This is a genomic window from Vibrio agarivorans (assembly GCF_030409635.1).
Taxonomy (GTDB): Bacteria; Pseudomonadota; Gammaproteobacteria; order Enterobacterales; family Vibrionaceae; genus Vibrio; species Vibrio agarivorans.
Genome location: NZ_JAUFQF010000004.1, coordinates 2,456,259 through 2,468,218, shown reverse-complemented (window position 1 = coordinate 2,468,218; position 11,960 = coordinate 2,456,259). Strand labels below are relative to the sequence as shown.

Annotated in this window: 9 protein-coding genes; 4 read left to right on the top strand and 5 right to left on the bottom strand. The window is 44.9% G+C overall.

Going from position 1 to position 11,960, the window contains the following annotated elements; all coding sequences use genetic code 11:
- Nucleotides 1-54: 54 nt before the first annotated feature.
- A complete protein-coding gene (locus QWZ05_RS19860; protein ID WP_264877495.1) occupies nucleotides 55-531 on the top strand; it encodes a PaaI family thioesterase in 477 nt (158 codons plus the stop codon).
- Here the strand turns inward: QWZ05_RS19860 and QWZ05_RS19855 are convergent.
- On the bottom strand, nucleotides 515-1,921 hold the full coding sequence (locus QWZ05_RS19855; protein WP_264877494.1) for a hypothetical protein: 1,407 nt from the start codon (nucleotides 1,919-1,921) through the stop codon (nucleotides 515-517). The genes QWZ05_RS19860 and QWZ05_RS19855 overlap by 17 nt on opposite strands.
- A gap of 267 nt (nucleotides 1,922-2,188) precedes the next feature.
- On the opposite strand from QWZ05_RS19855, the gene QWZ05_RS19850 reads away from it, so the two are divergent.
- Nucleotides 2,189-3,031: a CvfB family protein gene (locus tag QWZ05_RS19850; RefSeq protein WP_264877493.1), complete on the top strand. Its 843-nt coding sequence runs from the start codon at nucleotides 2,189-2,191 to the stop codon at nucleotides 3,029-3,031.
- A 344-nt stretch (nucleotides 3,032-3,375) separates the two neighbouring features.
- Here QWZ05_RS19850 and rsmF read toward each other — a convergent pair whose 3' ends face one another.
- The 4 genes from rsmF to QWZ05_RS19830 form a co-directional block, all read right to left on the bottom strand.
- On the bottom strand, nucleotides 3,376-4,797 hold the full coding sequence (gene rsmF / locus QWZ05_RS19845) for a 16S rRNA (cytosine(1407)-C(5))-methyltransferase RsmF (RefSeq protein ID WP_290300234.1): 1,422 nt from the start codon (nucleotides 4,795-4,797) through the stop codon (nucleotides 3,376-3,378).
- A gap of 107 nt (nucleotides 4,798-4,904) precedes the next feature.
- Entirely contained in the window at nucleotides 4,905-7,538 is a 2,634-nt protein-coding gene (locus tag QWZ05_RS19840; RefSeq protein WP_290300232.1) for a PqiB family protein, read from the bottom strand.
- A 4-nt stretch (nucleotides 7,539-7,542) separates the two neighbouring features.
- On the bottom strand, nucleotides 7,543-8,823 hold the full coding sequence (locus tag QWZ05_RS19835; protein ID WP_264877658.1) for a paraquat-inducible protein A: 1,281 nt from the start codon (nucleotides 8,821-8,823) through the stop codon (nucleotides 7,543-7,545).
- Nucleotides 8,824-8,859: 36 nt separating this feature from the next.
- On the bottom strand, nucleotides 8,860-10,647 hold the full coding sequence (locus QWZ05_RS19830) for an ABC transporter ATP-binding protein (RefSeq protein WP_290300230.1): 1,788 nt from the start codon (nucleotides 10,645-10,647) through the stop codon (nucleotides 8,860-8,862).
- Nucleotides 10,648-10,753: 106 nt separating this feature from the next.
- Here QWZ05_RS19830 and QWZ05_RS19825 point away from each other — a divergent pair, with 106 nt between their 5' ends.
- On the top strand, nucleotides 10,754-11,227 hold the full coding sequence (locus tag QWZ05_RS19825; RefSeq protein ID WP_290300228.1) for a GAF domain-containing protein: 474 nt from the start codon (nucleotides 10,754-10,756) through the stop codon (nucleotides 11,225-11,227).
- Nucleotides 11,228-11,325: 98 nt separating this feature from the next.
- Nucleotides 11,326-11,946 carry an RNA chaperone ProQ gene (gene proQ / locus QWZ05_RS19820; RefSeq protein WP_290300227.1) on the top strand — a complete coding sequence of 207 codons (621 nt, stop codon included), beginning with the start codon at nucleotides 11,326-11,328 and terminating at the stop codon, nucleotides 11,944-11,946.
- Nucleotides 11,947-11,960: the final 14 nt, after the last annotated feature.

Here is an 11,960-nt window from a genome sequence, read left to right as displayed (position 1 = left end):
ATCGCCTTAACTGGTCATACCACAATGCTGTTGGATACCACGTTAAGGCGAATTATGTTCTCACCTCTTTTTAAAGCTAATCTCTACCTATCTCTTTTTGGTTGGTCGAAAGTCCCTCTGATTTGGTACTGCAGACCTAAAATACTGACGCTCAATGAACAGAAAGTAGAGATACGTATCCCTCTCAAACGTCGAACGAAAAATCACCTCAACAGCATGTATTTTGGGGCACTCGCCGTTGGCGCTGATATAGCCGGTGGTTTTATGGCAATGAGTAAGGCAGAGAGTCGTGGTGAAAAAATCAGCCTGGCGTTTAAAGCGGTGCAAGGGGAGTTTCTCAAACGGCCAGAAGCTAGCGTGGTGTTCGTGTGTGAGGATGGGGCGCTAATCGATAATATGTTAGATAGCGCCATTGAAACCGGTGAGCGCATTAATGAATCTGTCACCATCAATGCACTGTGCCCATCACTCCATGGCGATGAAGTCATGGCACGCTTTGTATTAACCCTTTCTGTTAAACAGCGTCGTTAAGCTTGTCTGTGCCTAAAAACTTCGGCTTAAAATCAGCAACCGGAATCGGCTCAACATCCACCACTTTGCTGCGGTTCATAACGAGCTTCCATCGATAGTACGTTGCCTCGCCCTTTTCATTGACTTCACGTGCAATGAGGTTCAATAGGTGGCGTTTTTCAACAGAGTCTTTAACCACTTGACCATTGTTAAGGCGATAGACTTTGTTTGAGCCTTTGTCCATCAAGCGGGTAAGAAAGCGCATATTGAGATAAAGGTTTTCGCGCGTTTGCTCATAGCCACTTAAAAAGCGTGAGGTTGCCATCTCGACTTCGTAACGGTAGTGGAGAATCTGCTCTTCGCGTTGTGCGACGCGTTTTTTACGTATCGACTGAATGCGATCTGGCAGTTTACTGAGTGATGTAAACTCGAGCCATTCGAGCTTTTGGCCCACCGCTTTGTTTGTAGACGGGTCAAAGTACTTTCGGCGCCATTTAGCTCGACCTTTGCGGATCCAGCGCCACATAATATCTCGCAAATCGTCTTTGAAGATCTCGCGCAGCGCGTAAACAAAAGACATCGCAATAATGAATGATGCGGTAATCTCTCCCCAATAGTCTCGTGCCACTATCGCGGTGACGGTAACAAAAACCATTACAAAGCCAGTAGCAACCCCCTTAACGATACGCTGCAAGTTAGCACCCAAAGACATCGATTTTTCTTTGAGCACGATAGGGTGCTCAATTAATCGGCGCAGTAGACGCATTTTATTGCTCATTCGTGTCGCCGATTTTCGAACGTTTTCCGAGTTGTAGTCATTGAGCTTACGGTGAGCAATCTCTTTTTCGGCAATGGTTAAAAGTCGCTCTTTTACGGTTTTATAGTCACCTTCACGAGGTAGGTGAGCCACAAGCGACAAAAACTTTTGCTCGGTGTACCAAGACAAGTAGTTATCGATATTGGCGTAATAGCGTTTCATTCCTTCATCAAACGGAACTGAGCGGCGTAACCGTTTGAGAATGTCTAACGCTAAATCAATAACATCATCGACGCTATCTTCATCAATCGCTTGTTCTTTTTCGGCTTTGCTATTGAGGTCGGCTATCGACTTATCAAGCGCAATGACGTACTGATAGGCATAAAGACTTAAGCTCACACGATATTGAGCAGAAGAGACGATCCCACGCTTTGCCAATCGACTGTGTACCAAGGGTAGGTGCGTTTTGTCACTGAAGTAAGTTCGCTTTTGGTGCAGAGAGCTGTAGTAAATTTCGTTTTCTTTGATTACATCAGGTCCGAGTCCGAGTTCTCCAGGAACAAACAGATAAAAATCGAGTTCGGTCTTTTTACTCGCCGCCATCACTTGAGATAGCTTGAGAGTAATTGCATCCTGCTTATCAACGGTAATCAAATAACACCTCTAATATGAAAATAAATTGGCTTTTAGGCTAAAACCAAGCTCGAGTTTGGGTATAATCAGCGCCAATACGTTTTTCGAAGACGAGACAGTATACTGAGGGTAGCTGTTTTAGAACGCACTGGCGATATCCAAATAAGAAGTTTGCATGAAACTTTTAAAGTATACATAAACTTATCGTTAGAGCGGTGTAAATTTATCAACTTCGTTGACGAAACCTATTCCACTATTCGCTTACAGGTTAAGCGCAAAGAGAGCACTATGATTCAAATTGGACGCACACATTCACTTGAAGTAACGAAAAAAACTGACTTCGGCGTATTTTTAGATGCAGGTGAATACGGTAGCGCCTTACTGCCAAATCGATTCTGTCCAGACAATGTTGCTGTAGGTGATCACCTTGATGCCTTCATCTATTTCGATTCTGATAACGAAATCGTGGCAACCACAGAAAAACCGATCGCTGAAGTGGGTGAGTGGGGCCTGATGAAGATTGAAGGCGTCAACTCTACCGGTGCTTTTGCAAACTGGGGCATTAAGAGTAAAGATCTATTGATCCCATTTAGCGAACAACGTGCCCGTTTTCGCGAAGGCCAAAGCGTTCTGGTTTACGTTTATACAGACAAAGCTTCAGGACGTATCGTCGGTACAACTAAGTTCAACAAGCTGTTGAACAAGACACCAGCGCACTACCAACGCAATGAACAAGTAGACCTGATTATTGCAGAGCGCAGTGACCTAGGCTTTAAAGCGATCGTCAATGGCGAGCATTGGGGCATGTTATTCCCGTCGGATGTAATTGGTAAGATTTTTGTCGGTAAGAAACTAAAAGGCTTCATCAAGAACATTCGTGAAGATGGCAAGATTGATTTAGCCTTGCAAAAGGTTGGTGTGGCAAAAATGGATGATCTCTCTGAAAAGATCATTGCCCAGCTTGAGAAGCGTGACGGCTACTTGCCACTAAGTGATAAATCTAGCCCTGAAGCGATCTTTGATATTTTCCGTACCAGTAAAGGCACGTTTAAGAAAAGTATCGGTGGTTTGTATAAACAAGGCCTGATCCGTATTGAAAAAGACGGTATCTACCTTGAAAAACAAGACTGATTCACCTGAAAAGAGTCGATAACTTATATTAAGGCGCTCAAATCGAGCGCCTTTTTCGTCACTATAGCTGGTAGTTAATGGTAAATGAGTTTGAAAGTGCTCAGTCTTTGAGACAAAAAAAAGCCCGAATCTGATCCTGATTGGGGCTTAGGGGAATGGGCTCTTTTATGAGCCTGCGCTAAGGTTAGAACGCTTACGAGTTACTATTTAGATTAGCGCAGACCGAAGAAACTTCCAGTCGATAGCAAGAAAGTCCAACTTATCTCCTACTGGGTGAGCGAATAATCAATCACTTATTCGGAAATTATTTTTCGTCTGTCAGACAAATTACAACCCGTTCAGAGCTAGAAAAGGTTTTTATCTCGCACTAATTCACGTGGTAAACCATTCTTTATACGATTGCCGACCCATTTGCCTAACCCGATGATCATGCCGTTGTAGGACACAAGAGTTTCACCACTCTGTCCAGAAAGCGCAGGGCGCACGTCTCGTCCCATGTACCATTCACGAGCCTCTTCAACCGTAAGAGCGACAACAGGGCAGTTTTCACCTGTTAACGCCATAGCCGCCTGGTGTGTCCAGCGATAGCCTTTTTTGTGCGCCTCAGCAATTTTGATTCCCATACGAGAGAACTTGAATTCACCCAACAATGGCTTGAGTGTTTCAGGGAACAGCCAGATATCATTGTCACGCTGCCACAGTCGGGTATTACTAGGTAGCGTAAGCCCGAGTATTTTGTTGAGTAGCATTTCAATTTCATTAGCTTGCTTGTTAGCGATTTCCACAAAAGGGAACTTGCCCAAACGCTTTTTCACTTTAGGTGGCTCAACACTAGCTAGTTTTTTGAACTTCGCGATGAAAAACCCCTCACTGTCATAAACTTGAGGGAAGACATGCAGGTAGCCTTCTTCTGTCAGAGCTTTTTCAGCACCAGAGAATAAGCTTTCTAAGCTCACAGTAGTGACGCTGTCACCAAAGGTATCGATTAGATGCTGACAAACCGCTTGGTTTTCTTCATGGCTCAACGTACAGGTAGAGTACACCATCTCACCACCGGGCTTTAACGTATGGAAAGCACTTTCGATAAGCTGTCTCTGGGTGTCGGCGATGGAATGAATCGAGTCCATACTCCAGTTTTTTAACGCATCTTCGTCTTTACGTACCGTGCCTTCGCCGCCGCAAGGGGCGTCAATCAGGACGGCATCGAAGGTTTCTGGTAGCCAACCACCAAATACCTGCCCATCATAATTGCTCAGCGCAGCATTGCGTACGCCGCAACGTTCGATATTCGCGTGCAGCACCTTTACGCGGCTTGATGAGTATTCATTAGCGACAAGCAAGCCCTGATTATCCATCAGAGCGGCGATTTGTGTTGTTTTAGAACCTGGTGCTGCAGCCATATCAAGAACGCGTTCAAACGCATTATCCGCATCATAATACAGCGCCACTGGTGGCAGCATCGAACTGGCTTCCTGAATGTAGAACCAACCCGCCATGTGCTCTGCACTGTTTCCAAGAGGGACTTGCGATTCATCGGCGTCAATCCAAAAACCTTCTTTACACCATGGTACCGGCTCTAATGCCCACTGATTACGTTGCGCTATTTCCAAAAAGTCCTCGATGGAAACTTTTAAGGTATTGACTCGAATACTCTTTCTAAGCGGTCGTTGGCATGCAGCGACGAAATCTTGAATATTCTCACCATTAGGAAGAATGGTGGCAATGTGGTCGATGAACTGTTGTGGAAGATAGACGTTCGGATGCACGGAAAGGTCTCTGGGCTTTTAAAAAAGGGGAGTATAGCAAATACAGCTAGGAAAAGGGGCACAAAAAAACCCTCGTTTGAGGGCTAATTACGACGGTTCAAGTCACTCTAAGGCTTAGGGATAGGCGTTCGCCATGACGTCCACTCCTCTTTTGCTTGTGCATTGAGGAAGAAGGTATAGCCAGACTTAGCCGGTGGTTTTAATTGCGACTCTTGTGGTGTTGCAAATGCGATACCACCTTTAATAATGCTATCAATGGTTCCGGCTTTGACTTTCGCGCCAGTCAAACCAATCGACACATCTAAGCCTGACGCATTCCAAAAGACACTATTTGCTCGAACCAAATAGCGATACTCTGGCTCAATCGTGATTGTTGTGATCACGCGATCGGCAAACTCACCAAGAGAAACACCAATAACGCTACCTACTTGCATCTCGCGATAGGTGACTGGCGTTCCTATTTGCACAGAACTTCGCGTTTCGCTTTGCAGGGTGAGGGTATAGTCGTAGCGCTCAATCACGTTATTCTGCAGCGTAAATTGGCTCGCTTTCGGACCTTCGCCTGGGATGACAGTGACCTGTGGGTTTAACGCACTTTTGAGATTACGTATGCCCGACAGACTCACTTCAACCGGAGCGATGTAAAACTGACTCGCGCTGCGCGCAACGGAATCCGCATACTGTGGATAGATGCGTGCACCAAACTCAAACGAGTCATTACTGAAATTCGGGGTAATATCAGTGATTTCACCGACAACGACCGAGCCATATCGGATCTTGGTTCCGACATTCAGTTCATGAGTATGACTACCGCGCAGCGTAATGTAGTGCCCATAAGATTTTGCTTTGTCCAAGCTGTCGTAGAGTTTCCAACGTTTATCGACTTTATTGCTTACACCCTGAATGCTGTCAAAGGCGATACCGCCATTAACCAAGGTTTTAAGTGGTGAAGCTTTCACTTTGATACCAGAGAAGCTCGCATCCACCTCTACCCCCGAGCGATTCCAGAACACGGTATCCGAGTCAATGAGGTAACGGTATTGATTTTCAATACTGACTAAAACATTCACACCATCTTTGCTTAGTTTGTAGTCTACGACTTTACCCACTTGCAGGTTACGGTAGAGAAGCGGGGCACCCATAGAGATAGGCGGCAACTCATCTGCAATAAGGGTGAGCTTTTGTGAGCCCGATTGATTGAACTGTGCTAGCTCAGAGTGTGATTGACTTCTAAAGAGTGTGTATTTGTCGCTGGCTTTGGCATTACCATCACTAAGAAAACTGATACTACCTTCTAGGAGTTGCTTGGCTGGAGGAACACGGACATTGAGTCCTTGCTCATCGAACTGCACGGTTGCCGTACCGGCAACAAAGAAACGATTAGTTGAGCGGATGAGTTGAGCATATTCTCCCTCAATCAATACATCAAAAATGACTGACTCATCTACTAAGTTAATGGCAGTAACAGTGCCCACCTTAATGCCACGATAGTTGATGGCTGTACCGACTTCTAATCCATACGCATCATCAGAAATGAGCTTAATTGGCAGTGAATTGGGCAATTGACGGTCGAAATCATCTTGGCGCACAGCCACAAAGTCTCGAGCGCGTTCGCCATCTTTAGGTTCAATAGTTAGGAAGTTTCCTTTCACTAGGTTGCCAAGGTTTTCTACACCAGAAAGAGAGACTTTTGCTTCTTGTAGAATGAACTGGGTTTGGTCTGTCAGCATATTAACAAAAACAGGCTCAATCGCTGCGTGAGCGATGATTTGCTCGCGGTTTTTACTTAAACTAACGCGTGTGACTTGTCCAATTTCGATGCCTCGATAGAAGATAGATGTGCCACTTGAAGCAATATTATGATTGTCGGGAAGAGTGATTTGAATCGCGATACCACGCCCGGCAGTTTTTACGTCTTTATATAACTGAAATTCGGTATCATCCATGACGGGAAGCCCACCGTCGGGTGAATCAACAGCAATCGCACCGTTAATCAGCGCACTGACGCTCTCTAGTCGCATATCGACACCATCGAGACCAATGCTGGCACCAATACCAGACACATTCCAAAAGCGGCTCTCATCTGTGATGATGTGAGCGTAGTCATCATCGATATTGGCCTTGATCATGACGTATTTTGACGTTTCATCAAGGCGGTAACTATAGACCTCACCAATCGGAATTTTGCGGTAAACAATTTGTGAGCCAACTGATACGCCACCGAGGTCACGTGCCTTTAAGACAATATTCAGGCCGTCACGAGTCCCTTGATCGGCAGGGGCAAAATCAAGCGCCGTAAATTTCGTTGCTGGCTTGCCTTCAGTATCGCCTGGTTGAATGGCGATGTAGTTACCTGACACTAAGGCATCAAGGCCAGTTACACCAGATAGACTGGCTTGAGGCTTGACCAACCAAAAGCGAGAATTTTCTGTAAGAAGCTGCTTTGCTTGAGGGTAGATGTCTGCATCTACGTAAATTTGTTCAAGATCTTCGGTCAGATTGATGTCTCTCACCATACCGACTTCTAAACCTTGATAACGAATGGTAGTTCTACCGGCAATCAAACCTTGTGCATCCGAAAAATAGATTTGCACACGCTGACCCGCATCATGAACGGCTTTGAAGACCAACCAACCAGCAAGCAGCATCGTCAATATAGGTAAGAGCCATAATGGTGATATACCACGGTTCTTTTTGATATTAGGCTCAAAGGTGTTAGATGTAGGCTCTGTTTTACTCATTCCTTCACTCATTTACTAACTGACTGTCCTTTTGTTCACCTTTACAAGGTGAATCTTGTTTATTGTGTTGGTAATTATCCCAAATCAATCTTGGGTCCAAACTATCGGCTGCCAACATGGTAAGTACAACAACTACACCAAAGGCAACAGCGCCATATCCCGGTGTGAAATCAAGGATTTGTCCGCGATCTATCAAGGTCATCATAATTGATATCACAAACAAATCCATCATGGACCACTTACCGATCCATTTAACGAAGTAGTAAATCTTCATTCTGTGACGGTGATAGACGGTACGCTGGTAGTGAATAGCCAATAACAGATACCCCAAGCCCAAAATTTTGGCCACAGGCACCACAATACTGGCGACAAAAATAATCAGCGCAATAAGCGGCATGTCGTTTGTCACCAACGAAGCAACGCCTGAAAAAATCGTGTCTTCGAGACGTTGACCATTGCTCACAAGTATAGAAATAGGAATTAGGTTAGCTGGAAAAATAGCGATAGTGGCAGCAATCAAGTAGGCCCATGTACGTTGTATAGAGTGGGGTAGTCGAGAATGTATCACTGACTGACAACGAACACAGTGCTGTTTATGATTGTGAGGTTGTGACAGGTGGCAGTTGTGACAATGTAACTCTAGCTGTTTGAATTGATAGGTTGATTCTGCTTTCCACGCTTCCCAGTAGCGGCGGATGCTCATGCGACTTAGCAGTAGAACTGTGAAAATCTGCAACGCGATCAGTCCGAATAACCCCGGCTTAACATAAATGTCGGAGTAATCTTGTAATTTAAAACATGAGATAGCGACGCTAACCAAAAAGACATCGATCATGACCCAGTGCTTGAGGTAATGCATGGTCGTCAGTGCATAGCGTAGAGCGCGATAACGGCGAAAGTGCAAGCCAAGGTGAGCGACGATGACGGATGAACAGACTAAGAACGGGGCGATAGAGCTGCAGAAGAAAACCAAAATAGACAGCAATACAAAGCCATCTTGAAAAAGTGCATAGACACCGGATGGGAGCGTGGCAGGAATCATAACGCCAAACAGGCGGATGCTAATAAAGTCAAAGAAATGCGACGGGATGAAGAGAAGCACACAAGTGACTGCGACCGCCAAATTTCCATTGAGTGATGGACTACCACCACGATAGAGCTGTGTGTTGCAGCGAGGGCAGTAAGCACTCGTCCCATGTTCAACGGGAACCACATCAACCGGCAGGTCACACCCCTGGCATAACCTTACCTTTGAATGACATTTTGTCAGGTCAACTCGTTCCATCTCTTTAAACTGTCCGTTTGTCACGCGACTGCATGACTATCCGTTACCATACAAAGTTTGATATAAGCCGTCTTGCTCGACCAACTCAGCATGCTTTCCTGCTTGAGTGATTTGTCCATCCTCAAGTACGTATATTTTGTCGGCTTGTTTCACCGCGCTCAAGCGGTGCGCAATAATCAAGGTTGTGCGACCATTGAGAAACTCACTCAGTGCGCGGTGCAGTGCGGCTTCTGTCGACGTATCCAATGCAGACGTGGCTTCATCTAAAATCACAAACTTGGGATCGCTTAATATCATACGAGCAATAGCAAGGCGTTGTCTCTGTCCACCGGAAAGCCGGATGCCATTACGACCGATTTGTGTGTCTAGCCCTTCAGTTAACTGGCGGGTCACATCCGAAAGTTGAGCGACTTCAAGCGCGTGCCATAGTTTATCATCACTATAGTGACTACCGAGTGACAGATTATGTCTTAAAGTGTCGTTAAAAAGAATAGGTTGCTGTAAAACCACTGAAATCTCTTCTCGAATCGCCTCAAAGCCGATCGATTGAGCAGGGCGGTTATTGAATAACAGCTTGCCTTGTTGTGGTTGATAGATACCGAGAAGAAGCTGAACCAATGTTGATTTTCCGCCACCGCTAGCACCGACTAAAGCGACTCGCTGGCCTTTAGGGATGGTCAAAGACAAACCATCAAAGACCTGATGCTCTTCATTGTAAGCAAATGTGACGTTTTGGACTTCGACACCAATGGTTTGTTCATGAGCGAGTGGGTTATCAATTTGCGGTTGGTTATGTTGGTCTTCTTCAAGTTCTAACAAGGTATTAATTCGGCTAAGTGCGGCCTTGGCGCTATACCAAGAAAACTGGAGGCTCAAAAGCTCTTGGACAGGCGACAGCATAAACCACAGATAGCCAAACACGGCAAAAATCTGGCCGATAGTCAGATCACTAAATAGCACCATCAGCATGGCAACGGCACGAAAAAGCTCAAAGCCAATTAAAAACATTAAGAAGGAGAGACGACCTGCGGCCTCCGACTTCCAAGCATAGCGGTCAGCATCTTCTCGAATATCATTCGCCTGACCTTTTAGTTGCTTTAAAAAGACTTTCTCTTTGTTTGATGCACGCAGTTGATAAATGCCTTCAAGCGTTTCCACTAACCGATTTTGAAACCGCTCGAACGATTGATTCTCTTGCTTCTTTAGATGCTTCACTTTGCTGCCCAGTGAGCGAGAGAAGAAGATAACGATCGGATTAACCAGAATAATAAATAGTCCTAAACGCCAGTCTAAATAGAGTAATACCCCGGCAGTCCCCAATACAGTAAGAAAACTAATCAGAAACTTGCTTAGTGTGTTACCGATAAAATTGTCGATAGTTTCAATATCTGTGACTAGGTGTGAGTTAATGCCACCGCTACCACGAGTTTCATACTGGCGAATACTAATGCGTGTTAACTTGTCTAGCATTAAACAGCGCATCTGATAAGTTATTGTTTTTGAAACCAGAGTGAATTGGCGGCTCTGCAAGATGTTAAGCCCTTGTGAGGCACTGCGGAGAAACACGACGATAAAAAAAGTGACAAATATATAGCCGGTAGGGTTATGCCACGCTTGCGGTAAGACAGTATTAAGTGCCGCTAAGCCATTGCCCGGCTGGTTTAACAATACTTCATCCACCATTAATGGCATCAATAAAGGGATAGGGACACTTAACAAAGTGGCTATCAAAGCGATAATGTTCGCCACAATGAGTGGTTTCTTGTGATTTTTCGCTTGTGTTATCAACCAAGACTGGCTAATAGTAGTCGGGTTAGTTTGCATGATGTCGTCAGTGAGTCCTTTTCTAGTAATACGCGATGTCTTGCGAATCGATGACGATTAAGAGAGAAATGCCCATTTATTCACATGGGCGATAAAGGAAGTATAAATGAATTTTGAACAATACCAGCGTCTTACTAAACAAGCTGTCGCTTTACTCGAATCAGAAAAAGACCTTATTGCGAACCTATCTAACCTTTCTGCACTGCTAAATCTAGAACTCGATGACTTAAATTGGGTCGGTTTTTACCTGATGAAAGAAGATGAGCTTGTTCTTGGTCCATTCCAAGGAAAGCCTGCTTGTGTTCGTATTCCAGTAGGCAGAGGCGTATGTGGTACTGCTGTTGCTGAAAACAGTGTGCAGCGTATCTACGATGTTCATGAGTTTGAAGGCCACATAGCATGTGACGCTGCTAGCAACTCTGAAATTGTTATCCCATTTTCTATCAACGGAAAAATTGTCGGTGTGTTAGATATAGATAGTCCATCCATTGGTCGTTTTAGTGAAGTTGATGAGCAAGGACTAGTTTTTTTGATGAAAGAAGTCGAACAGTTGCTTAATTCACATACTATTGACGTATAAATTCGCGAAAGGCAGTGGTTTTTCGCTTTTAGGTCTCTATAATAGCCATCAATATTTATGTAATGCCCGCGGACAGGCCGCACCAACCAGGAATTTTCATGGAAAACACTGAAAAGCTAAAAAACAGCAAAGAAGTCATCGCGTATATTGCTGAATGTTTCCCAAAGTGCTTTACTTTAGAAGGTGAAGCAAAGCCATTAAAAATTGGTATCTTTCAAGATCTTGCTGAGCGTCTAGCAGAAGACGAGAAAGTAAGTAAGACACAACTTCGTGCTGCTCTGCGTCAGTACACGTCATCTTGGCGTTACCTTCATGGTGTTAAACCTGGTGCTGTTCGTGTTGATCTTGATGGCAACGAGTGTGGTGTCCTAGAAGAAGAACACGTTGAACACGCTAAAGCGACACTAGCTGAAAGCAAAGCACGTGTGAATGCACGTCGTAAAGAACAAGCTCAGAAAGCGAAACAGGAAGCAAAGGCGAATAAGCCTAAAGCAAATAAGCCGAAACCACGTCGTAACCCGGCTAAAACTGCTAAGCCTCAACCTGTAGAGACGCGTCAACTGAACTCTGATGAGATGATCATCGGTAAAGAAGTGAACGTAAACATGGGCAAAGGCAACATGGGTGCGACCATTGTTGAAATCAATAAGGAAGATGTGCGAGTTCAACTGGCAAACGGCCTACAAATGGTCGTGAAAGCGGAGCACTTGCGCGCTTAAAGGAGATCCTCCTA